This is a genomic window from Dolomitihabitans soli (assembly GCF_022213955.1).
GTDB lineage: Bacteria > Actinomycetota > Actinomycetes > Streptosporangiales > Streptosporangiaceae > Streptosporangium_A > Streptosporangium_A soli.
The window spans coordinates 47,092-69,441 of sequence record NZ_JAKNTW010000044.1 but is presented as its reverse complement, the minus strand read 5'-3'; the positions used below and the strand labels follow the sequence as shown (position 1 = coordinate 69,441).

Here is a 22,350-nt window from a genome sequence, read left to right as displayed (position 1 = left end):
CTTACGACTCACTAGGCCGCTCGACAGCCGCCGGGAACTGTTCTGCTACCTCCCGCAGCACCGCCGCCGTGTCCGCAGCGCGACGGATATCCAACTCGATACGCCGCCCGTCGGCAGCGCTGACGGTGACCTTAACGTCGGCACGGCGGGAGGTAAGCCAGGTGCACACCGATTGGATCAGCACCACCACCGCGCCACCGGAGCCCACCGCCACCGTCAGCAACTCCACCGACGCGCCCATCTCTCCCGGCTCTGGTGCTCGCCGCTGAGGCCGTACCCGCCCTCGCAGTTCATCCTCCGAAGCAAGCCAGTTAAACAACTCCACAGCGTGGGGCGCGGCCTCTGCACCCTCGACAACTACCTGCAAGTCCGCTGCATCGAACATCTCAGACACGAAGTAACGTCCTTTGAATTACGGCTATTTGGTATCCATCATGCTAGCGGCCTGGATGTGCCCAAGCCTTATCATGTCGCTAATCGGACGGCCCGCAGCCTCAAGTGATCTGCGCCAGACCAGATTGACGGCGACCACGGCATACTCCGCCATAGGCGGCCATTTAGCGTTGCGGTTCCAGTTGAGGTCGCCGACCGGTTCGCCATGGTCGCCGCCGCGTCGTTCGGACTGATGAACGCCCTGATCGAGCAGGGACAGGAACAGGGCGTGCTCGAACCTGGTGACCCGCAACGCGTGGGAATCGTACTGGGGAATACACCAGCACTGCCTACGCTGCCCTGGCTGAGCGGCTCGGAGTGCGACTGCCCGCCGGGGCAAGAAGATCCGCACCACCATGGTCGACCCCGGCCACAGCGGGCGGCCGACCTCATCAAGCGGGACTTCACCGCGCCCCGGCCGAACACGGTCTGGGTCGCCGACTTCACCTACGTCCACGCCTGGTGCGGAATCGCCTTCGTCGCCGACGTGTACTCCCGGGCGATCGTCGGGCTGGCCGGCCTCGCTGTCCAACGCGCCGGCCTGGTGCTGGACGCCCTGGACATGGCGTTGTGGCGGCGCGACCGCACCGGACGCCCCGCCGGGCCTGGTTCATCACTCGGACGCCGGCAGCCAATACACCTGTTTCCGCTTCACCGCCCACCTGATGACCGCCGGCATCGACGCCTCCATCGGCACGGTCGGAGACGCGCTGGACAATGCGCTGATGGAATCACAAATCGGTCTCTACAAGACCGAGTTGATCAAACCCTGCGGGCTCTGGCGCAGCCTGGCCGAAGTGGAACTTGCCACCGCCGAATGGGTTGAATGGCTCAACACGAGCCGCCTGCACTCCTCGATCGGCGACATCCCACCGGAGGAGTACGAAGCCCTCTACTACGCTCAACAGCAGCCCAACGACGCTGGCGGGTGCCGACGGCGAGGTGCCGCAATGGGGCCCGGCGTTGGAGCCAGGGTGAAGGGCGGTGGCCTCACCTTCGATGACGAGCTGCACGTCGGTGCCGCAATGGAGCCTGGCGCTGGAGCGCCGCATGCCCGCCGCCGTTCGGCGAGCCCGGCCAGCAGCGACTGCGCCGCCGGATGGAACAGCGCCCCGCCCGTGCCCAGCAACACCGCCGCGACGACCAGCCAGAGCAGCGAGGACACGGTGCCCAGCAGCGTGAACCCGGCCGCGCGCAGCAGGCACGCCAGTATGCCTATGCGCACCGGGCCGAGCACGTCCACCAGCGCGCCGACCGGTAGGGAGAGCGTGTGCTGCACCAGATTGCGCAGCGCCAGCACCAGCACCAGGCCGATCAGCCCGGCGGCCAGCCCCAGGTCGACGCTGAGGTGGATGACGACGTGCGCCATCGCCGCGAAGTAGCCAGCGAGATGACCGCCTGAATGGCGACGACCACGACGACCGTGCGACGGTCGCCGTGGTCGGAGAGGGGCATGCTCACGCCGTGGGCAGGACGTTCAGCCGGTGCAGCAGTTCACGCGCGAGGGTGGCGCGCTTGGCGGCGTCGCCGTCCTTGGCGATGTCCATGTTCAGCGCGAACGTGTACACGCGTCCGCCGCGTTCGACCCACCCGGTCCACCAGCCCGTGCCGGGACCGGGGGCGTTCTGCCAGCCTGACTTGGCGTACAGCGCGTACCCGTTCTTCTCCTCCTGCTTGATCAGGTCGTGGACGGTGCGCTGGTGCGCGCGCGAGGCGGGCAGGCGCAGGGCGGCCAGCCGTTCCATGAACCGGGTCTGTGCCACCGCCGAGATCTTCAGCGGGCCGTCCAGCCAGAACCGGTCCACCACCGTCCCGGTCTGCCGGTTGCCGTAGTTCAGCCGGTGCAGCCACTGTCGTTCGCGCTGGAGGCCGATGCGGCGGGCGATCACCTGGAACGCCGCCGCGTTGGAGACGCGAACGGCCTCGCGCATGCTCATGTCCTTCTCCCACTCGGGGAACGGCTGCGGCGTGCCGTCCCAGGGGATCACCTCGTCGGGGCTTTTGACCACGCCGGTCTGCAGAGCGACCAGCGCGTGCGGGACCTTGAAACTGGAGGCGGGCACCATCGGCTTCTCGGCGCGAGCGCGGTCCACCACGGTCACCTTCCCGGACGACACGTCCAGCAACGCGAACGTGCCTCGCACCTTCGCCGCGTCGAACACCGCGCGCAGATCATCGCGTACAACGGTACCCGGCCTGACCTCATGGGCGGTCGCGACCATGGTGCCGCCGCGCGGGGCGCTCTCATGGGCGGTGGCACCGTACGCGGGGATGCCGCTGAGAGTGAGCGAGGCGAGCACGGCGGCGCCGAGCCAGGGGCGTACGACCTGCGGAATCGTCTTCTTCATGCGCAGAGACCATCACAGGACATTGTTACTGTCCAATATTGATATTGACGTAAGACCAATATTCGAAATCATATCATCGCAGTTCAGACCGCTTTTCAGGAGCCGAATGCGCTGAGGTCGCGTCGACGAGTGAGTCGACGTAGCCGGCGTCCAGCGGACCACTGCGGTGCAGCCACCGCTGGAAGAGGGGGCGTAGAGCACTTCGCGCTGATTCTCGGGTTCGTCGTCGTCCCAGCGGGCGGTGTGCCAGTCGGCCTCCTGCTGGGGCAGGCGAGTGCGCGTCGGTCGGTGCGGTGGGGGCCCAGTGCGGTGGTGATCCGGTCGAAGCCGCGGTAGAAGCGTCGGAACGAGGCCAGTTCCTGTACCCAGCCTCGTCCTGGCACTCCTTCTACACCCACGGCTCCGACGCGTCCAGTTCGAGCGCGTGCCGCCGCGCCAACGATGCGGTCGATGCGATGCCGTGCTGTCTCATGACGACCCTCGCGGTCCGGCTCGGCTCTGAGCCCTCCAGTGCTGCTATCACCGTGGCCAGGCAGGTGGCCCGGCTCCGGGGAGTGCGGGTCTTGGCCAGGCGCAGGATCACGGCGTACCGACCCGTCCTGCCGAGGCGGTCATAGGCGGCTTTGGCCCTGGGATGCTGCTCCAGCGCCACGAGGAGGTCGGGCGGGGCAGTGGCGGTGCGCTGGGAGGGGTAGGCGGCGCTCCACCGCCCGTCGACCTGGGCTGAGGCGATCTCCGCAAACCCCGGGGGGCGCATCCGTCCCTCGGCGATCAGCGCCTGCGCCAGCTCGGCGTTCATTTGTGACCACGGGCTACCGGTACGGCGGCGCGAGTACCGCTGCAGGTAGAACTTCTCATCGAAGGAACGGCGGTGGCTGTCGATCCAGCCGTAACACAAGCAGGCGGCCAGCGCCTGCGGCTGCGACACCGAGGTCGCGCCCGACCGCTTCTTGGCGATCTTCAGCCAGACGCCCGTCCCTGCGTCGTGATGCTCAGCCAGCCAGGACTCCCACTGAGCGGTGTCCTCGAAGGTGAGGACCGCCTCCTGCGCGCTCATCGGGTCGACTCCACAACCTTCAGGTAGTGAGCGTTGTACATGACGCCCAGGATGTTGCCGAAGGGATCGGCCACCGAGGCGGTCACGAATCCGGGCCCGCGCTCGGTGAGCGGGTCAAGCAGCTTCGCGCCCATCGAGATGAGCCGCTCCAGCGTTGCCGCCACGTTGTCGACGTGCCAGTACATGATCGCGCCCGCCGGTCCGCTCGCTACGCCCTCGGGGGCGTAGCGGCTGTCGATCAGGCCCAGCTCGTGCTGGAAGTCACCGATGCGGAACTCGGCGTATCCGGGCCGCTCGAAGTAGGGGCTCATGCCCAGCAGTTCGGTGTACCAGCGGACGGCCTCAGCGTGGTCCTCGGCCCAATAGCTGATGGTGGTCATTCCGCGCAACATGATGTTCTCCCTTGCCGTTCGCTTGATAGCTGAAGAGTAGACTCGCAATAGGTCAGTGAATGTCCTAGCAGTTCGGCAGAGTAAAGACATGCGCGATCCATCTGGACGACTCTTGCAACTGCTGTCCCTGCTGCAGACCCCCAAAGAGTGGCCAGGCACCGAACTGGCGAACCGGCTCGGCGTCACCACCCGCACCATCCGCCGCGACATCGACCGGCTGCGCGAGCTCGGCTATCCCGTGCACGCCAGCCAGGGCAACGTCGGCGGCTACCGCCTCACCGCCGGTACGGCCATGCCACCGCTGCTGCTAGACGACGAGGAGGCCGTCGCCATCGGCCTCGGGCTGCGCACCGCCGCCACCGCGGCCGTCACGGGAATGGAGGAGCCCTCGCTGCGCGCACTGGCCAAGCTGGAACAGGTCCTGCCACAACGGCTGCGCCGCCGGGTGGCCTCGCTGTCCCGCGCCACTGTCATACTGCCGCCTACCCCGGGACCCACCACCGACGCCGAGGCCCTGACCGCGCTCGCGGCCGCCTGCCTTCTCCACGAGAGGGTCCGTTTCGCCTACACCACGGCCAACGGTCAGACCAGCCGCCGCCTGGTGGAGCCACACCGTCTGGTGGCCTCGGGGCGGCTGTGGTACCTGGTCGCCTTCGACGCCGAGCGCTCCGCCTGGCGTTCCTTCCGCCTGGACCGCCTCACCGACGTCCAGCGCACCGGCGTCCATCTGCCCGCGCGCGAACTCCCCGGCGGCCTCGACGCTCTCACCTGGGTGAAGAGGGCGATCGTGGCGGGTTCCATCCAGGCCACAGTGCTCCTGCACGCGCCGATCCAGCGGGCCGCCGAGCAGGTCCCTGCCTGGCAGGGAGAGCTGGAACCCGTCGACGAGCACACCTGCCGGTTGCGCACCCACGCCGACACGCCCCATTACCTGGCCTACCGCCTGACCCTGCTGCCCATGGACTACACCCTGCTCGACCCGCCGCTCCTGGCCGAGCACCTGGCCGCGATCGCCGAGCGGGCGGGCAACGCCATCCGCGGTTTCCCTCGCGAGACCAGTTGACCCCCGTACGCCAACCCGTGCGGGAGGCTACTCGCGGCACCAGGCACGTCCAAGGAGGGGCCGTAAGCCTCGCGCGACGCCCCGGCCGTACATCTTCCGCAGTCTGATCTTCTGTGGTGTGTGCGAGCGGAGGATGCAGGGAAGCTGGATCATCGGCAAGGCGCACTACCGGTGCGTGTTTCCCCGGTCGTACGCGCAGGCCAACAGCGTTGATCACCCCCGATCCGTCTATGTCAGGGAAGAACTGATCGTTGAGCCGCTGGACGCCTGGCTGGCGGCGGTCTTCGACCCTGAGCGGCTGCCTGAGACGGTCAGAGCCATGGAGGAGGCCCAACTGGTGGACGACCACCGGTTGGCCGCTGTCGAGGCGGTATGCGAGGCGGTGGCCGAGTGTGAGCGCAAGTTGAAGGCGTACCGGGCGCTCGTCGACGCGGGTAGTGACCCGGCGGTGGTCGCCGGATGGATCGCCGAGACCGAAGCGAAGCGGAAGGTCGAGCGGATGCGCCTGGACAAGGCTGTCACCGGCATTCCGAGACGACTCACCGAGGAGGAGATCACAGCGATGATGACGATGCTGGGTGATCTGCGGAAACTGCTTCGCAGTGCCGACCCGCGAGACAAGGCTGAGGCTTACGGCGGCCTTGGTCTGCACCTGACCTACGAGCCTGCCCAGAAAACAGTAATCGCCCGAACCGAAGTCGGGCGATCATGTAGTAATGCGTGTCCGAGGGCGACGGGGGACTTCCGACCGGGGCTGCCATTGCCCAGCAGTTCGAGCGCTCCCACCGGTGGGGCAGGCTCGTCAAGCGAGCCGGAGTTGGTGGCGAGTTAGGCTAGAGGGCTTTGCTGCATCGGTGTGAAGCAACGGCAGTCGGGTGCGCTCGGAGGTTCGGCAGCCGAACCCGCGATCTCGGAGAGAAGGCCCATAATCGTTGCAGTGCCACACTACGTAGCTACGGTGATCCGGACAGCATAATGATCGCTGCAGACGAGCGACGTCGATAGAGCCCTGGATGTGAGCCGGCTAATGGGCGAACATGGTTTGGCAATCGGTCCACTCTTGTGGATCACCGACAAACAACGACATTCACGTCTCCGCAGGTCGCCCGTATCGTTGCAGCTCACGAAGTCTGCTCCCCACGCCCGTGGGGGTGAACCGACCGAGGCCTACCGGCCCGAGGGCGGCTTCTCCTGCTCCCCACGCCCGTGGGGGTGAACCGATGGACGCGAGTACTACGCCGTCAACCGCGACCTGCTCCCCACGCCCGTGGGGGTGAACCGGACCTGAGCGAGATCGGGACACGCTGGGGCCCCTGCTCCCCACGCCCGTGGGGGTGAACCGCAATTTAATGACCTGCATGATGAACATCCGCCCTGCTCCCCACGCCCGTGGGGGTGAACCGCCTCCGGAGAGGCTTCGTCGTCAGCGGGGTTCCTGCTCCCCACGCCCGTGGGGGTGAACCGTGTACGAAATTGAATCGGGAAAGGCTGTAACCCTGCTCCCCACGCCCGTGGGGGTGAACCGGGTGACAAGGGCGATGCCGGTGAGGCGGGCGCCTGCTCCCCACGCCCGTGGGGGTGAACCGGTGCCCTACGTAGAGTCGGGCGCGGGGTTGCCCTGCTCCCCACGCCCGTGGGGGTGAACCGAATTCGTGATCAACGCCGCCGATCTTGAACATCTGCTCCCCACGCCCGGGCGTGGGGAGCGGACCCAAAGCGACGTCCGGGCGGGACGTGCCGGCGGTTCACCTCCACGGGCGTGGGGAGCGGCGCGCGATCGGCGGCGCCATCGAGAGGAACGGCGTGGGTGCCCCTCGATGCACGCTGTGAACCGGGGATGGAGAGCGCATTCCGGGCGCAGGCCGGCTTCACCGGTCTCGGTCCCGTGCAGACGGTCTTGCTGACCGCCACGCCGCTTGCGATTCATCGCACGCCCAAAACTGATCCGCCAGTCTGATCCCGAGACGTTCATGGTGACCTGCGCTGTGCGCGGTCGTGTGTGGGGGGAGCAGGACGGCCGGCAGGCGGATCTACATGTCGGCGATCTGTCCATACGTGACAGCTCACATCCCTATCTGACGCGGCTTGCGCCGGGCGAGCGAGTGGCTCAGATGCTGTGCCTGCAGGTCCCGCGTTCGTTACTGCCGTTATCGCAGCGGGATCTGCGGGACCTGGTTGCCGTCCGTATCCCTGGCGATCGGGGCATCGGCGCGCTGTCCTCGCAGTTCTTGTTGCAGATGACCCGGCGCATGCATGAGTTCGGGCCGACCGACATTGCCCGGCTGTCCACATTGACGCTCGACGTGCTGACTGCGGCGCTGGCCAGTGCGCTGGAGGCCCACAGCGCAGTGCCGCCGCACACCAGGCGGCGCGCGTTGATAGCCGAAATCCAGGTCTTCATTCTGGAGAACCTAGGTGATGCGCACTTGACCCCGGGCACGATCGCCGCGAGCCACCATATCTCGCTGCGCTATCTGCACAAACTCTTCCACGACGAAGGGCGCACCGTCGCTGGCTGGATCCGGCGGCGCCGCCTGCAGCAGTGCCGACGTGATTTGGCCGCCCCCCGACTGGCCGCCCACCCGATCCACGCGATCGCGGCCAGGTGGGGATTCACCAGCCCTGCGCATTTCAGCCAGACCTTCCGCAGTGTCTACGGCCTGTCACCGAGTCAGTTTCGCCAGCAGCGCGCGATCGTGCGCACAGACTAAAGACGTGTGCGCTTACCCGTAACGACAGGCCCCGGCTGCGGCGTGCACCATCTCGGTTGAGGGCTGAGCCTCAGCCTCCGTTGAGGCCCAGCTAAACCGTAAGAACCGCTTGTCGAGGCGGTTCCCTCCGGTGAAGGAGAACGATGTTTCGATCCCGCTTAGCCGCGATGATGCTGGCCGTTCCCTTGCTTTTGCTGGGTAGCGCGTCGGCCGTGTCAGCAGATTCGGCGTCCCGGTCTACTGGCTGGACCTGTAGTGGTGAGGTCTGCCTGAGGCATGTTGAGCGGGGCGCTGTCGCGCTGCTCGACGGTGGATCCGGCTGCAGCCGTGATATCTGCATCACGGTAGGCGGCAATGCCATTCGCTGGTCCGCAATCGCCGAAGGGGAAGGCGATTGGTACGGTCACATGGATCTCTGGGGGCCAGGGCACCCCAGGCGTAGCGGCCCAATTGGCCGCCCGCCCACCGTGACCGGCACCGGTAAGGGAGTAGGCAATGTCTGCGTCCAGGGCTGGGAGCACCTAGACGCAGGCGGGTACGCGTCGAAAGGCCTTCTCTGCGTGTGGGTTGACTGAACACCTCAAGCCGGGGCGTCCGGGACTGACGGAAACCAGCCTCGGACATTTCCCCTAACCATCCATCACTAGGCCCCCACGCAGCTGTGGGGGCCTAGGGCGTGTCCTGTAGATCTTGGAGGGCGGTGGCTTCCGAGATTGCGCAATCCGAATCTCTTCAGGAGTCCGGATCCGCTTCCGAGATTACGAAGCGCCGTCCGGGCGCCCGGCCGACCCGACTGCTGCCCGGCTACGAGACCGTCCTTGGTGAGTACGCCGCGGCGCTGGAGCGCGCGCCGCTGTCGGCCGAAACCCGGCGCACCTACCGCTCCCGCGTGCGCATGTTCCTGTCCTGGCTCGCCGACCACGCCGCCACCTATACCGCCGATCCCTCGCCGACCCGCAGGCGCGTGATTGGGCTGTGCGCGACTACCGGATGTGGCTGCTGCGCGACGGCCCGGCCAGGCGCAGCCGCGTCTACGTCAACTCCGTCCTGACCGCACGACCGAGGCAGCCGTGGAGACAGCGCGCCTGCAACTCGCCGAGGTCCCCAAGATGGCCCCCGTCTATGCACACCGATTCCTGCCAGCCGGACGCGGCGCCTTCGGCCATCCGGTTCTGTCGATGCGCGGCTGGGACACCATCTACTACGGGTCCGACCTGATCGACTACATCAGCCAAGAGTTCGAAGAACCCAGACCCGAACACCCCGAAGGCTGGAACCCCCCAAGCCACGGTGCCGTTCTGGCGCGACTTCCTCTGACCCCCCTCCGCGCCTCCCGAGTCCTGGTCGCCATCGTCCGCCGCGAGGAGCTGCCGAACGGGGCGCACTTCGGCCCAGGCGACTGACATCCCCCACGACGTCACCGTCGTCTCCGACCTGGACGGCACATCTGGCAGCGTCGGTCACCCGATCACTGGAAGATGCGCGACCACGACCCCGGCGAGCACGAAGGCGCGGCGGCCGGGGTGTACGTCACGCCGCACCTGCTCACCGCCTACGGTCCGGTCACCACGGTCCGGCCGTAGCCATCCCAGCACCGCCTGACTTCAAGGGGCGGCCCTGCCCAGGGCCGCCCCTTTCGTGTTGCCCGCGAGCCCCCTGAACGCCGGACGGCGCTCTGACCAGCGCAAACGCGCCGATCTCTGGTCATAACCGGGATTATGACCATGCTGACATGTGTTTGCCCTGGTCAGCGGCCTATCGCGGGTCAGTTCCTGGGGCGGTGGCGGTTGAGCGCGTTGGCGTGGCCCATCAAGCCCCGCATTCTGGGCGAGGCGTCCGGGGCCGGTTAGGTCGGTCCTGGACGCCCGGCTTGAGACGTTCAGTCAACCCAGACGCAGGGAAGGCCTTTCGACGCGAAGCGGCCTCCGCCCAGGGATTCCCACCCCTGGGCGCACACGCTGCCTACGCCCTTGCCAGTGCCGGTTACCGTGGGCGTGCGGCCATTTGGGCCGCTGTGCCTGGGGTGCCCGGGTCCCCAGAGATCCACGTGACCGTACCAATCTTCGTCGGCTTCGCCGGTTGCCGACCAGCGAACGGCACTGCCGAACACCGTGATACACGTATCAACGCTGCAGCCGGATCCACCGTCGAGCAGCGCGACAGCGCCCCGCTCAACATGTCTCAGGCAGACCTCACCACTACAGGTCCAGCCAGTAGACCGGGACGCCGAATCTGCTGACACGGCCGACGCGCTACCCAGCAAAAGCAAGGGAACGGCCAGCATCATCGCTGCTAAGCGGGATCGAAACATCGTTCTCCTTCACCGGAGGGAACCGCCTCGACAAGCGGTTCTTACGGTTTAGCTGGGCCTCAGCGGAGGCTGAGGCTCATCCTTCAACTGAGATGGTGCACGCCGCAGCCGGGACCTGTCGTTACGAATGAGCGCACACATCTTTAGTCTGCGCGCACTGTCGCGCACTGCTGGCGAAACTGACGCGGGGAGAGGCCGTAGACACTGCGGAAGGTCTGGCTGAAATGCGCAGGGCTGGTGAATCCCCACCTGGCCGCGATCGCGTGGATCGGGTGGGCGGCCAGTCGGGGGGCGGCCAGGTCGCGCCGGCACTGCTGCAGGCGGCGCTCACGGATCCAGGCGGCGACGGTGCGCCCCTTCCTGGTGGAACAGTTTGTGCAGGTAGCGCACGGAGATGTGGTGGGCTGCGGCGATCGCGTCCGGGGTGAGGTGCGCATCGCCGAGGTTCTGCAGGATGAAGGCGTGGATCTGGGCCATCAGGGCACGCCGCCGGGTGTGGGGTGGTACGGCGCTGTGGGCCCATCCGGACGGCGCCCCAATCTACGTGATCATGGACAACCTGCCGGCCAACAAGACGCCCGCGATCCGCGCCTGGGCCAAGAAGAACAAGGTCGAGCTGTGCCTGACCCCGACCAGCAGCTCGGCGACGCCGAGCCCACGCCGGGCGCGATACTCCACGTCAGCGACCGATACTGACCTGCAGCGGAGCATCCGGAGCCACCTCCTGATGGTGCTGGTTGTCCCAGCACTGACCGGTACGACCGACCGACAGTCGCACTCCGAGCCGTTCAGCCAGGGCGGTGTAGTCGGCGCTGGTGTACTGGCAGCCCTTGTCCAAGTGAAAGATCACCGGCCGAGTGGGGCGGCGGCGCGCCCAGGTCTGGAGCAGCGCGGCGGTGACCAGGTCGGTGCGCAGATGATCCGCCGTTGCCCAGCCGACCACCCGGCGTGAGGCGATGTCGATGACGGTGGCCAGATACAGCCAGCCCTCCTCGGTGGCGATGTAGGTGATATCGCCACACCAGCGGGTATCGAGCCCTGCCGCATCGGGCGTGAAGTCGCGGCCGATCAAATCCGGCCGGATGCCGGCGCCCGGGTCGGGGATGGTGGTCCGCTGCCGGCGCCGCCGATACCGTCCGGCCAGGCCGAGCGCGCGCATCAGCCGGGCCACCCCGCCGCCGGCCGCACCGCTCACCGTCTCGCTGTAGTTGCGCGTGCACCCGCGGCGCGCCGTAGCTGCCTCGCGAGCGAGCGTGCACCTCGGCGATGTGCTCGGCCAGCTCGGCGTCACGGTCGACCCTCGACAACGGCCCCGCCTGATGGAGATCGTCGACAATCGGGCGCGCATCGACGAAGCCCAGAAACGGGGCGAGTGTGACCAGCGGCCGAGAGTCGCCGGAACCGGTGCGGCCCACCCGCACCCGAGAGTGATCGTGGGAGCCCGAGAGAGGGGCACTGGCGAGGGCGAGATCAAGAAAGGCGGCCCAGGGTCACGGGCGCCCGGGCCACTTGAGGGAGCAGACATTGACGGTGCGGGTCGAGAACTTCGGGATCTGGATGAGCCTGGATCTCGGTGCGATCCGTCCGTTCGCGAGGCGCTTCACCCGGTAGGCGCCGGGCCGGCCCCGGAAGTAGTACGTGCCGTTTTTGTCGCGCGCGCTGCCCGTGACGCCCGGACCCACGACCGTGACCGACACGCCCCCCACGTGGGCACACCTGAAGACCAGCTTGAGGAGTCCGTACGGCGGTGTCGCCGCGGCCGAGGGAGGTGCGAAGCCGACGGTGGCCACGGCGAGGCTCATCGCGAGCGCGCCTGCAAGGGCAGAACGCCGGACAATGCTGAGCATGATGATCCTTTCCTGGAGAACTCGGCCACTCTAGCCTCGTCTCCTATATGCGCAGCGTGGTTCGGACAAATGGTGAGGCGTTTGCGGGGGTTTCTCGCAGTGTGCGGCGGACGAAGCGCTATAGATCTGGCCGAAATGCCCCGGCACTCGGGCCTGGCTTCCTTCCGTGGCCACGCCGGTTCCCGTGGTGGACGTGGCTCGGCCTCAGGGTTCGCGGGCGCAGAGGTACGCGTCCAGGTCGGCGGCGCCCTTGAGCATGCCGCGGGCCCCGGGCGGACTGGCGGGCCCGCCAGTCGCGCAGGGTCGCCTCCAGCGGAGCGGATCTGAACGATCAGCGGGGCGATCTGCTGCCGCGCGGCAGCAGGGCCGGGGCTTCGTCGGGGATCGCGGGTGCTTTCCTGTTTTCTCGCGGTTCTTAAGCTGGTCTTTCGGTGCTGGAAATGGGTGGGAACGAGAGGGCCGGGGGTTATGGGGTGCCGTTAACCAACGTGTCACCAGCCGCCAAACCTGCTCTGGCCTGGGACGCCTCGGGGAAGAATCGAACCGCCGGGCCGGGGTCACTTGAGAGGAGCTCGCGCGGTGGGCTTGCTCCGCTTTGGCGGACACCTTTGGTGTGGTGGTCAGGCCGTATACGCGGCCTCGTAGGCGGCGGGACTACGGTAGCCGAGGCTGCTGTGGAGCCGGTGCAGGTTGTACCAGCCCTCGATGAATTCGAAAATCGCACTGCGGGCAGCGGTCCGGCTGGGCCAGGGACGATCACTGAGCAGTTCGCCCTTCAACGTGGCGAAGAACGATTCGGCCAAGGCGTTGTCCCAGCACTGCCCCTTTCGGCCGACCGACAGCCGTACCCCGAGACGGTCGGCCAGCTCAGCGAAGGAGCCACTGGTGTATTGACAGCCGCGATCCGAATGAAAGATCACCGGCCGGACGGGGTGACGCTGGTGGTAGGCCGCGTTCAAAGCCTCGGCCACCAGCTCGGTGCGCAGGTGATCGGCGGTGGCCCAGCCCACCACCCGGCGTGAGGCGATGTCGATGACAACCGCCAGGTACAGCCAGCCCTCCTGGGTCGGCAGGTAAGTGATATCCCCGCACCAGCGCGTGTCGACAGCCGCGGGGGCAGGCTGGAAATCACGGCCGATGAGGTCGGGCCGAACAGTCGCGGCCGGGTCGACGATTGTGGTCTGCTGCCGGCGGCGCCGGTGACGGCCCTGCAACCCGGCCGCTCTCATCAACCGCGCTACCCGGCGCCGACCGCAGCCGGCTCCTTACCGTTGCAAGAGGGCATGGATCCGGGGAGCGCCGTAGGTGCCGCGCGAGTGCTGATGGACCTCGGCGATACGCGCGGCCAGGTGCCCATCACGCACCGCCCGAGGACCAAGAGCGCTTCGGCGACGGGCATAGAAGGCGGCCCGGGAGACCTTCGGCAGCTCACACGCCCGTTTGACGTTACGGCCGCCCTGCTTTTCCGCCTCGATGAAGGGGTGCACCCTCACCGGGTCTCCTTCGCGAAGAAAGCCGTCTTAGATTCAGGTGATCAATGCAACGGTGCTGGTAGATAGGTGACTTGTGGCACGAATGGGTCGACCTGGAATGTCGGACGCGATGAAGGTGGATCTTTGGCGGCAGTGGCGCGCCGGTGATTCCATCAGCGTGATCTCCCGGGCGCTGGGCAAGCCACCGGGGTCGGTTTTCACGGTGCTGAAGCACCATGGTGGCATCGCGCCGGCCGAACGGGTGCGACGGGCGGACCATTTGAGCGCCGAGGATCGGGCGGTTCCAATCAACGGCACACGCCCCTATGCCCACCTTCGCGAAGAGTTCGAATCCCGACTCGCGGTCCTCCTCCAGACCGGAGACACCCCCGACCCTCGCGACGCCCAAATCCACCGGCTCAAAGAGCAGATCGCCACCCTCGAGCAACGCCTCGCTCACCGCGATCAGACCATCGAGGAACTCACTGACTTCCGCAACGAAGCGCTCTCACGCCTCGCTGCCCAACACGAAGAGATCCTCCAACTCCGCCGCCAGCACGACCGCGACACCCGAGTACGTCGGGTGCCAGCCCGGGCTGAGGGAATCGGGCCATGCAGCTGAGCCACCACTCGACATGATGCCGCCGATCAGCCAGCCGACGGCTGGCCCTCGTTTCCGAATACCAAATATCGGCGCACCGCCTCTCGCCCACCGGGAACGAAAGGCCATCGATCAACGACCTTCCGCAGTTCGAGCTCTGTGAGCCAGGCATGCCAAGCGATCTCGGACGGATCTGGAACCAATGGCTCAGTGATCACGGCCTCGTGCACCCCGAACCAGACAGGGCTGGCCCCATCCCGGCACAGGAACTTGAACATGAAACGCACCGGGACGCCGGCGCTCAGCTCCTCGGACAGCTCGCGGGCTGCCGCGTCCTCATACGACTCGCCCACGTCCACGGCACCGCCGACCATCACGTCATAGTGGCCGGGAAAGCGAGTGAGCTGCTCAGCTCGGCGCAGCACGAGGATCCGCCGCATCGGATCGCGACAGATCGTTGTCGCGATCCGATGCATCCATCGCCGACGCTCCGCCTCTGCGCGATCCACGACTCCCAGCACGCGGTCCAGTTCATCCACTCGCTCGACCAGCTCGCCCACGCAGGACACGATCGCAGGCACCACCGACAACCTGCTCTACGAGCACCCCAAGCTAGTGATCTGCGTCATATGACCTGCCCGGAAACGCAACACGAGCGACGACCCCCAGCGCGAACACCCCGATGGAAAGCCACCTGCTCGATCGCCACACGAACACAACCGCACACAGCGAGTACGGGCAGAAGCAGGATCTTCATCACCGACGCCATCATCAAAAGCTGTTCTCTGCCGACCATCGGTATCCAGGGTGGGCCGAAGAACCCGCCGCTCTCCTGTCGCCTGAATAACTCAACGTGAGATCAGAGGGCGGCGCAGGCAGTTGACACCACACGCCAGGTCGAGCAGCCCCTGATGAAAGTGCGGCACAATCTGGAATCACGGCTACCAGCCTAAACAGATGGCGTCTTCCCGCACGTTACCGGCCGGTAGCGGCAGGCCTCGGGGAGCTGTCCGCCCGGCCAACGCCGCGCACCTTGACCACCGGCTCGGAGGTACCGCCCCCGGTATCTCTGGCCACACGATCCACGATTCCGGCGGCGGGTCGGCGGCGACCGTCAGCAGGTGCCCCACTTAACGCTGAAGACGTTGGCGTAGCCGCCCGGGCCGGGCAGATTCTTCACCTGGCCGCGCTTGACGCACGTGACGAGGGCGCCGCCGAGATCGTACAGGCGCACATCGTTCTTGCCGGGGTCGCTCACTCCATGGTTGTAGGCCGATCGGGCGTTCAGGCACACAACCTCCCCGCTGACCTTGGACTTGCAGATCTGGCGACCGGTGCCGCCGGTTCCCGCGTACAAGCACACATTGCCGGACGGGCAATCGGAAGGGGCCGCACTGCGCGCCTGGGCCGGGACGGACAGCCCGGCCAGCGTGAAAGCAGCGACGGTGAACAGGATGACGGAACGCATAGGTCTCCTTAGAGGGTGGCGATCTTCCGACAGTGTGGTCGGGGCCGTTATGGATTCGCTTTACGGCGAAATGTCACAGGAGTTTTAGGCCCTCCGCTCGGGTCCGTGCGACCAGACGCGAAGTAGCTGTGAGTGACCGGGAGTCCTCGGGCGGCTTGATCTTGGCAAACGCACCGCAGGGCGTTATCACGGCCACGACCGCCGGACTCATCCCCGATCGTCCCGACCGAAACCCACACCGATCTGCTGTCGCCAGTGTGGCACCCGAGACGGGCCGGGAGAGAGCCCTTGAATCACCATCCCCGCCACCATCGGCCTTCGTGTTCTCCTGGGTTCTGATCGAGTGGAGTTCAAGGGGCGACGGGCGCTGCCTGCCCACGTGTTCGGCGTGCCGTGTCCGGATCCAGGTCCGTCTCGCGCAGACTCTCCGCGACGCCGATGGCGCGGCGGGCCTCGGCCTCGCGCTGGCGGGTCTGGCTGGTGGCGTTCTGCTGCCAGGCGAGCAGGGCCGCCACCAGCGTCAGCACGAGCAGCCCGGAGATCGCCGCCGTCCGTCGCGTACGGGAGCGCCGCTCCCGGTCCCTGGCGGCGACGCTGGCGGCGAGGAACTCGCGTTCCAGCGGAGTAAGCTTCTCCGAGCGCATCTCCGGGTGGCCATTCAGGTGCTCATCTGGAGCAGTGAACTGCTCGCAGGCGGCCGACAGGCGCACCCCGCGATACAGGCCGCCCGGGTCGCGGTCGTGATCTCGCCAGGCGGTGGCCGCCTCGGTCAGGCGGCGCTGCAGCCGTATCTGCTCGCGGTCCTCCTCGATCCAGCTGCGCAACCGGGGCCAGGCCGTGAGCAGCGCCTCGTGGGCCAGATCCACCTGCTCTTCACCGAGGGTGACCAGGCGGGCCTCGGCCAGCCGTTCCAGCAGGAGTTCCGCGTCCTCGGTGGCCAGTTCCGCGCGGTCGGCGGGGCGGCGGGTGTCCTGGGCGTCGTCGCCGGGGTTGACCAGGCGCAGCAGCAAGTGGCGCAGTCGCTCCTGCTGCGCGGGGGTGAGGCCGGCGTAGAGGTCTTCCGAGGTGCGGGCGATCGAGCCGTGGATACCGCCGGCGGCCTCGTACGCGGCCAAGGTCAGGGCCCTGCTCCGGCGGCGCCGCCACGTCTCCAGCAGGGCGTGCGACATGAGCGGCAGGCCGCCGGGCTCCCCCTCGGCCTCGGCGATGATCCGCGCGGTGAGCTCCCGCTCCACGACTAGCCCGGCGCCGGCGGCGGGCCTGATGATCGCCTCCCGCAGCTCGGCGGCGCTCATGGGGCTCATCAGCAGGGTGGCGTCGCGCGCCGCCTCGGCCAGCGCCCCGTGCCCGGCACAGTGCCCGAAGAAGTCGGCCCGTACGGCGAGCACGACCCGCGATCCGCTATCGTCCCGCGCACGCTCCAGCAGGGCGTCGACGAACGCGCCGCGCGCCGCCGGATCGGCGCACAGCGCGAACACCTCCTCGAACTGATCCACGATGATCAGCTCCGCCGCCGGCACCTCGCACGGGGGTCTGGCGCCGGGCGTCAGCACGCGGATCGAGCGCGACTCCCCGCGCAGGTACGGCACCAGCCCTGCGCGCACCAGCGACGACTTGCCGCTCCCGGACGCTCCGACCAGCAGCACCAGCCGATGGACCCGGCTCAGCCCGGCCAGCCGCTCGACAAGCTCCGTACGGCCGAAGAAGCGTTCGCGATCCTCCGCCTCGAACCGCGCCAGCCCGAGATACGGCGCCGGCGCGTCGTCCTGCTCGGCCGCCCTCTCCAGAGCCTCTCGGTCGGCGGCATGCCAGCGGGCCCGCCACTCCTCGGCGTCGCCGCCGCACGCCTGGACGTAGGCCAGGGCCACGGGCAGCGACGGCAGCCGGTCACCGGCGGCTGCCTGCGCCAGCACCGCGGGTGAATAGTTCGCGCGCCTGGCCATCGCCCGGTAGGTCAGGCCGCCCGCCTCCTGCCGGAGCTTGCGCAGCTCGGAGGCGAAGCGGGCGACGGGTCCTGCCAGTGGATCCAGTGGCTGCTCACGACGTCCCAAAAGTTGCCTCCTGATCAGGTGATCATGCCCGCGTGAGATACGGAGCGATCAAACGGTCGCATTCCGGACACCACCTGATGCGAATTGCCTATCAGAGCGCCTGCGACGCCTCATTACTAATCATCTGGTGAGTTCTCGCCAGTCCGTACATCGATGATGACGAGGAGCGGATTGTGCCGCTCGGCGGGACCCAGCTCGGCGAGGGCTCCGGCCAGCCACTCACCGCAGCCCGGTCGACGCCGACCTCCGGAGACCGGGCGCACCAGCCACGCCCTGGCCGTCCGGCGGAGCACACAGCCAGGGCTTCCGCGCACGACCCCAGTGCCCGCAGCCCCTGCCCGGCTCGCCAGGACGCCGAGCGTGACCGTGCCGCCCTCCGGAGCATGCCGCTCGCCGCGCCGAGGCCGCTCCGCCTGCTCGTCAGCTGCGGCCCAGCCTACTTACCTGACGTGCCTAAACGACCTTCAAGCGGCTGATCAGCTAGTTCGCTTGACAACCCCAGATAACGATCGACTGGGCGGGCTACCTGTTCATCGGCGGGGATCGGCCTGTCGGATTCTCGTTCGTGCGCGCGTTGTCCGGCCCGGCGCGCGTGCTGAACAGATTCTTCGTGGTGCGCGGCGCGAACACTGCGTTCAGTCTTGGCGTCAAGGACGACCCGCGCGACCGAACAGGGTGAGCGCACCGATCAAGGTAGCGCTGGCGGAGCCCAAGCCCACGATTAGGGCGGCGGGCCAGGAGGCTTTGTCCGCGAGCATCAAGGCGGTCATCACGACCGCGGCCAGGCCTGCAGATAGCAGAGCAAGCGTGAGGCGCTGTACTGAGTCGGCGGGCGGGCTGTCCTGCGCCGATGCGCTCGCGGGTGGCGGCGAGACCGCTGGCGCGGGCTGGTGCCGGTACAGCGGGCAGCCGGGGTGGTGGTCAGCGTTATGGTCGGCCTGCACGATGATTCCCCTTCCACATGCCTGGGTCCGCTCCATGCGAGCGGGCACGGTCGTGGAGGTCTAAGGGGCCGGGCTCCGCCTTCCCCTCGCTCTCGAAGCGTAAGAAGAATTTTGGGAGAAGCCGAGGGGAGATTCCACGCGGCCGCATAGAGCTTGCAGTAGACCACCACCTGTCCCGGGCCGCGCGTGCCTTCCCCGGCCCCCAACTCCCGAAGGGAGCTGGTATGTCGATGGCGCGATTCGAACGGTCCGGCCCACGTGCGAGTGGGCTCGAGACCGAATCGGTCGAGTCGGCGGGCGTCGAGGCGGAAGCCGACGGCGAGGATGATCCGATAGCCGAGCAAGAAGCTTCGGGCTTGATCGCCGCAGCTGTCGCTGAGGCCGAGCAAGAGCTGGCTCCTGGCCTGGTGGAAGGCGAGGGCGCGCGCCAGGTCCGCCTTGAGCAAGATCATAGAATAGTGCTGCTGCTGCAACAGGACCTGTCCAAGGGCTGTTCTGATCGCTTCAACAAGACGGCAGGACAGCTGCTGGGCTACGGCCTGCCGATCTTGGTCGGGTGGCTGCAGTCAGAGAAGATCTTCGCCCGGGTCAACGAGATCCGTACCCGAATCAACCAGGCCAGGATGAGACGCGGATTGCCCGCTCTTCCTCCCGTCGAGCGGGCCATGTCCGACTGGCGGCGTCACAGTCAAGACGATATCGATCAGTTGGCCTTCGAACTCGCCGAGGAAGGCATCAAGCGGTTTCGCCGCACGGTGGAGGAAGGCCGCTGGAGTCCCGATGGCGGGGCAGCGCTGACGACCTACTACGTCGGTGGGTGCTTGATCGCATTTGAGGCGGTCTACCGGCGCTGGTGCAAGAGCAAGGTATCGGATGGGGGCGTGCAGCGCGTCGGACTGGCCGACGATCTTGATGGTCTGCCGACGCTACGCCCGGCCCGTATGCGCGGCCCTGAGGAACAGGTGGTCGTGTGGGATGAGATTCGCCGCACCATGGGTAAGATCAAAGACCCGCAGATGCGTCAAGTCGTATGGGATCGCGGCCAGGGCTACACCCAGGCAGAGGCGGCCACACGCAACGGATTGACCGAGAAGGCTGCCGAAGGGCGTTCGCGACGCATCCGAAAGAACCTTTGCAAGGAGAACCCTGCTCCACAAGCCCAAGCAGATCCTGACGGTGCGGAGAGGTGACTGCCATGAGTAATGAAATACGCCATGAAGCCGCGGGTTCGCCGGGCATACGACCTGCCGCTCCTCCGCCGCCGATCGCGGCAGAGTTCGACGTCGACTTCGAGCAGATGCTAGAACGGTCTTCGCTGGGCAGCCGGGCTGCCCAGCACATCCGCCAAGGGCTGCCTGACCGGCTGGCCCGCCAGTTCGGAGAGCGTGGCCGAGGCAGCGGCGGCACGTCTAAGGTGCGGCCCCCGCATCTTGCCAAGAGCTGGAAGGCCCGTCGTGCGGCGGACAACGTTGTGGACATCGCGGGATCGCTGGCGGTTCCCGGCGGCGATCTACGGACGATGCGTGAGGCTGACCGTGCGGAAACCCGAGCCGTGATCGCGAACTGGCGGAAGCTGCTGAGCATCTGCCCGGCTGGGGCACTCGGTGCGGAAGGCTCAGCGAGAGTCCTGACGACGGTGGCCACGCTGGCAGAGACCTTGATCGCCGACCGGGACGAGCACCACGCCTTGCACCTGATCCGGACCGCCTTTCCTCATCTGGTGTTCCTGGGCCGCTGCCATCCGGTTGTGTTGCAGGTGCGGCGTGCCTCGGCCGAGGCCCTGTCCGAGCTCGGCCAGTACCACCGCGCCGAGACGAAGCTGCGTCGGCTGAGCGAGGACGAACAGCGGATGTTCGGGTCTTCCAATGCTCGCACCACGCTGCTGCTGCTCTGGGCGCTGGTCGGCCAAGGCCAGTTGCGAGAGGCCGAGGACGGCTTTCGCTCGTTGAAGGACCACCTGCTCCTGTCGCAGGGTCCCGATACCCCGATGCTGCGGCATCTGGAGTGCAGGCGCGCCTGGCTGCTGGGGAAACTGGGGCGGGTGGAGGAGTCGGTGAGCCACTACGACGCCGTCATCATCAACCGGATCCATGAGCTGGAGGAAAGCCACGCTGACACCCTCGACGCCCGGCACTCCAAGGGAAAGATCCTCGTCGTCGCCGGACAAGAGGCACAGGCGCTTGTCCTCCTGCAGCAGCTGGCAGAAGAACGTGTGCGTCTGCAGGGAGACCGTCACCCCGACACGCTGGAAACCTGCAAATACCTCGGCCTGGCCCAGGCCCTGGCTGATCCGCGCGACGGCCGCGTCGTTGGCCGGGTGATCCACGACCTCGAAGAGTTCCTGCACCTTCAGGTTAAGCGGCACGGCCCGGGTCATCCCATGAGTCGTGACACAGAGGCATGGCTCGGTCGGCTCCGCCGCCTCCAACAGGCGATCCGTTTCTGTGGGCCGCTTCCCGATCTGCGGCAGGTCCCGGCCATTGATGCCACAGACAAGGACAGGTCTGGGTGTGTAGGTGTGCGGTAGCGAATGCGGCGCCGCACGCTTACACACCCGGCTCATGAAGAAGTAGTACAGAGAGTGAGGTCAGGAAAATTGAGGCTTGGATTGCTCACGGCTGCGCTTGGCCGGATGTCCCTGGAACAGATTGCCGCCTGGGCGCCACAGGCCGGATATGAGGCGCTGGAGGTGGCGGCCTGGCCGGTCGGCAGCGAGCACGTGCACCAAGCCGCCCACCTCGACGTGGCCGGCTTCACCGCCGATGAAGGCGCCCGTGTGCGCGAGCTGCTGGACACGCACGGCCTGACCATCTCCACGGTGACCTACTGTGGCAACAACTTGCACTGCGATCCTACGGAACGGGAGCATATTCACCGGCATCTACGGGCATGCGTCGATGCGGCAGCGGCCCTGGGCGTCCGGCGTGTCACCACTTTCATCGGTCGCGACGTCACTTCGACGGTGGCCGACAACCTCAAACAGGCCGAACAGTACCTGCCCCCACTGACCAGGTACGCAGATGACCGCGGCGTGAAGCTGCTCGCTGAGAACTGCCCGATGGAAGGCTGGCATCCCGACGGATATCCCGGCAACCTCGCCTACTCGCCGGAGCTATGGGACTGGATGGCCGATCTCGGCTTCGGCCTCACCTACGACCCCTCCCACCTGCCTTGGCTCGGCATCGACCCTCTCGACGCGCTGGAACATGCCTTGCAAGCCGGCTACGTCGGCCACGTTCAGGCCAAAGACATCCAGATCGACGATCGGGCACGTACCCGCTACGGGGTCTTCGGCAAGACGGCCGGACGGACCTCGCCCACCGACGTCGGCTGGTGGCGCTATCGCGTTCCCGGCCGCGGACAACTCAACTGGAACCAGATTATCGACGCGCTTTACGCTGCCGACTATGACGGCGATGTCGCTGTCGAGCACGAAGACTCGGTATGGAGTGGCGCACTCGAGCAGACTCTGCAAGGCATGCAGATCGCCGCGCACACCCTACGACCGCTGATCTTCACTACGACGAGAGCCGACAAGCTGTCCGGAGTTTCCCCGGCCATTCACGGTCCGTTACCACCGCATTCGTGCCAGAGCCGGATCTGAGACAGAGCCGTCAACTGGACAGGCCTCCGGATTGGTGCGACCTGGTAGG

General features: G+C 67.1%; 24 protein-coding genes, 2 pseudogenes and 1 CRISPR repeat array. Of the genes and pseudogenes, 10 read left to right on the top strand and 16 right to left on the bottom strand.

The window, feature by feature from the left end:
* Position 1: 1 nt before the first annotated feature.
* Together MBA17_RS46085 and MBA17_RS46080 are read right to left on the bottom strand one after the other, a co-directional pair.
* Positions 2 to 385, bottom strand: a complete 384-nt coding sequence (locus MBA17_RS46085) for an effector-associated constant component EACC1 (protein WP_238505115.1) — start codon at positions 383 to 385, stop codon at positions 2 to 4.
* A 33-nt stretch (positions 386 to 418) separates the two neighbouring features.
* Positions 419 to 685, bottom strand: a complete 267-nt coding sequence (locus MBA17_RS46080; RefSeq protein WP_238505099.1) for a hypothetical protein — start codon at positions 683 to 685, stop codon at positions 419 to 421.
* A 103-nt stretch (positions 686 to 788) separates the two neighbouring features.
* On the opposite strand from MBA17_RS46080, the pseudogene MBA17_RS50860 reads away from it, so the two are divergent.
* Positions 789 to 1,307: pseudogene (locus MBA17_RS50860) on the top strand (transposase); the annotation flags it as partial.
* A 26-nt stretch (positions 1,308 to 1,333) separates the two neighbouring features.
* Here the strand turns inward: MBA17_RS50860 and MBA17_RS46075 are convergent.
* The 4 genes from MBA17_RS46075 to MBA17_RS46060 form a co-directional block, all read right to left on the bottom strand.
* Positions 1,334 to 1,801 (bottom strand): MFS transporter, encoded by a 468-nt coding sequence (locus tag MBA17_RS46075; RefSeq protein WP_238505098.1) that lies wholly within the window; start codon positions 1,799 to 1,801, stop codon positions 1,334 to 1,336.
* Between the two features lie 88 nt (positions 1,802 to 1,889).
* The gene (gene blaOXA, locus MBA17_RS46070; RefSeq protein WP_238505093.1) at positions 1,890 to 2,780 is read right to left on the bottom strand and encodes a class D beta-lactamase; all 891 of its coding nucleotides are present in this window, start codon (positions 2,778 to 2,780) and stop codon (positions 1,890 to 1,892) included.
* Positions 2,781 to 3,168: 388 nt separating this feature from the next.
* A complete protein-coding gene (locus tag MBA17_RS46065) occupies positions 3,169 to 3,837 on the bottom strand; it encodes a YdeI/OmpD-associated family protein (protein ID WP_238505091.1) in 669 nt (222 codons plus the stop codon).
* A complete protein-coding gene (locus MBA17_RS46060) occupies positions 3,834 to 4,229 on the bottom strand; it encodes a VOC family protein (protein WP_238505087.1) in 396 nt (131 codons plus the stop codon). The genes MBA17_RS46065 and MBA17_RS46060 overlap by 4 nt, the downstream gene beginning before the upstream one ends.
* An 88-nt stretch (positions 4,230 to 4,317) precedes the next feature.
* On the opposite strand from MBA17_RS46060, the gene MBA17_RS46055 reads away from it, so the two are divergent.
* From MBA17_RS46055 to MBA17_RS46035, 5 genes are all read left to right on the top strand, one after another.
* Complete coding sequence (locus MBA17_RS46055) at positions 4,318 to 5,292, top strand: helix-turn-helix transcriptional regulator (protein ID WP_238505086.1); 975 nt, start codon at positions 4,318 to 4,320, stop codon at positions 5,290 to 5,292.
* A 133-nt stretch (positions 5,293 to 5,425) separates the two neighbouring features.
* Positions 5,426 to 6,124, top strand: a complete 699-nt coding sequence (locus MBA17_RS46050; RefSeq protein WP_238505081.1) for a hypothetical protein — start codon at positions 5,426 to 5,428, stop codon at positions 6,122 to 6,124.
* A gap of 297 nt (positions 6,125 to 6,421) precedes the next feature.
* Positions 6,422 to 6,939: a CRISPR direct-repeat array (repeat unit 30 nt; unit sequence CCTGCTCCCCACGCCCGTGGGGGTGAACCG).
* 269 nt (positions 6,940 to 7,208) lie between these two features.
* On the top strand, positions 7,209 to 8,003 hold the full coding sequence (locus tag MBA17_RS46045) for a helix-turn-helix domain-containing protein (RefSeq protein WP_238505079.1): 795 nt from the start codon (positions 7,209 to 7,211) through the stop codon (positions 8,001 to 8,003).
* Between the two features lie 700 nt (positions 8,004 to 8,703).
* Entirely contained in the window at positions 8,704 to 9,054 is a 351-nt protein-coding gene (locus MBA17_RS46040; RefSeq protein WP_238505077.1) for a hypothetical protein, read from the top strand.
* A gap of 19 nt (positions 9,055 to 9,073) precedes the next feature.
* Complete coding sequence (locus MBA17_RS46035) at positions 9,074 to 9,406, top strand: hypothetical protein (RefSeq protein ID WP_238505076.1); 333 nt, start codon at positions 9,074 to 9,076, stop codon at positions 9,404 to 9,406.
* A gap of 1,051 nt (positions 9,407 to 10,457) precedes the next feature.
* On the opposite strand, the gene MBA17_RS50855 is transcribed toward MBA17_RS46035, so the two are convergent.
* From MBA17_RS50855 to MBA17_RS46005, 7 genes and pseudogenes are all read right to left on the bottom strand, one after another.
* Entirely contained in the window at positions 10,458 to 10,634 is a 177-nt protein-coding gene (locus MBA17_RS50855) for a helix-turn-helix domain-containing protein (protein WP_455432981.1), read from the bottom strand.
* Positions 10,635 to 10,641: 7 nt separating this feature from the next.
* Positions 10,642 to 10,791, bottom strand: coding sequence for a helix-turn-helix domain-containing protein (locus MBA17_RS46030; protein WP_238505075.1), 150 nt, complete (start codon positions 10,789 to 10,791; stop codon positions 10,642 to 10,644).
* A gap of 63 nt (positions 10,792 to 10,854) precedes the next feature.
* Positions 10,855 to 10,992, bottom strand: coding sequence for a hypothetical protein (locus tag MBA17_RS46025; RefSeq protein WP_238505073.1), 138 nt, complete (start codon positions 10,990 to 10,992; stop codon positions 10,855 to 10,857).
* Position 10,993: 1 nt separating this feature from the next.
* Positions 10,994 to 11,509, bottom strand: a complete 516-nt coding sequence (locus MBA17_RS46020; protein ID WP_238505072.1) for an IS3 family transposase — start codon at positions 11,507 to 11,509, stop codon at positions 10,994 to 10,996.
* A gap of 295 nt (positions 11,510 to 11,804) precedes the next feature.
* Positions 11,805 to 12,161: a hypothetical protein gene (locus tag MBA17_RS46015; protein ID WP_238505071.1), complete on the bottom strand. Its 357-nt coding sequence runs from the start codon at positions 12,159 to 12,161 to the stop codon at positions 11,805 to 11,807.
* 620 nt (positions 12,162 to 12,781) lie between these two features.
* Positions 12,782 to 13,408 (bottom strand): annotated as a pseudogene (locus MBA17_RS46010) (IS3 family transposase); the annotation flags it as partial.
* A gap of 18 nt (positions 13,409 to 13,426) precedes the next feature.
* Complete coding sequence (locus tag MBA17_RS46005) at positions 13,427 to 13,654, bottom strand: IS3 family transposase (RefSeq protein ID WP_238505069.1); 228 nt, start codon at positions 13,652 to 13,654, stop codon at positions 13,427 to 13,429.
* A 97-nt stretch (positions 13,655 to 13,751) separates the two neighbouring features.
* Here MBA17_RS46005 and MBA17_RS46000 point away from each other — a divergent pair, with 97 nt between their 5' ends.
* Positions 13,752 to 14,255: a hypothetical protein gene (locus MBA17_RS46000; RefSeq protein WP_238505068.1), complete on the top strand. Its 504-nt coding sequence runs from the start codon at positions 13,752 to 13,754 to the stop codon at positions 14,253 to 14,255.
* Between the two features lie 26 nt (positions 14,256 to 14,281).
* Here the strand turns inward: MBA17_RS46000 and MBA17_RS45995 are convergent, their stop codons facing one another.
* From MBA17_RS45995 to MBA17_RS45985, 3 genes are all read right to left on the bottom strand, one after another.
* Complete coding sequence (locus tag MBA17_RS45995; RefSeq protein ID WP_238505067.1) at positions 14,282 to 14,794, bottom strand: NUDIX hydrolase; 513 nt, start codon at positions 14,792 to 14,794, stop codon at positions 14,282 to 14,284.
* Positions 14,795 to 15,348: 554 nt separating this feature from the next.
* Positions 15,349 to 15,702 (bottom strand): peptidase inhibitor family I36 protein, encoded by a 354-nt coding sequence (locus MBA17_RS45990; RefSeq protein WP_238505066.1) that lies wholly within the window; start codon positions 15,700 to 15,702, stop codon positions 15,349 to 15,351.
* A gap of 350 nt (positions 15,703 to 16,052) precedes the next feature.
* The gene (locus MBA17_RS45985) at positions 16,053 to 17,753 is read right to left on the bottom strand and encodes an nSTAND1 domain-containing NTPase (RefSeq protein WP_238505065.1); all 1,701 of its coding nucleotides are present in this window, start codon (positions 17,751 to 17,753) and stop codon (positions 16,053 to 16,055) included.
* 1,168 nt (positions 17,754 to 18,921) lie between these two features.
* On the opposite strand from MBA17_RS45985, the gene MBA17_RS45980 reads away from it, so the two are divergent.
* From MBA17_RS45980 to MBA17_RS45970, 3 genes are all read left to right on the top strand, one after another.
* On the top strand, positions 18,922 to 19,887 hold the full coding sequence (locus tag MBA17_RS45980) for a hypothetical protein (RefSeq protein WP_238505064.1): 966 nt from the start codon (positions 18,922 to 18,924) through the stop codon (positions 19,885 to 19,887).
* 5 nt (positions 19,888 to 19,892) lie between these two features.
* Positions 19,893 to 21,224, top strand: coding sequence for a tetratricopeptide repeat protein (locus MBA17_RS45975; protein WP_238505062.1), 1,332 nt, complete (start codon positions 19,893 to 19,895; stop codon positions 21,222 to 21,224).
* A gap of 105 nt (positions 21,225 to 21,329) precedes the next feature.
* A complete protein-coding gene (locus tag MBA17_RS45970) occupies positions 21,330 to 22,301 on the top strand; it encodes a sugar phosphate isomerase/epimerase family protein (protein ID WP_238505060.1) in 972 nt (323 codons plus the stop codon).
* The last annotated feature ends 49 nt before the right edge of the window (positions 22,302 to 22,350 follow it).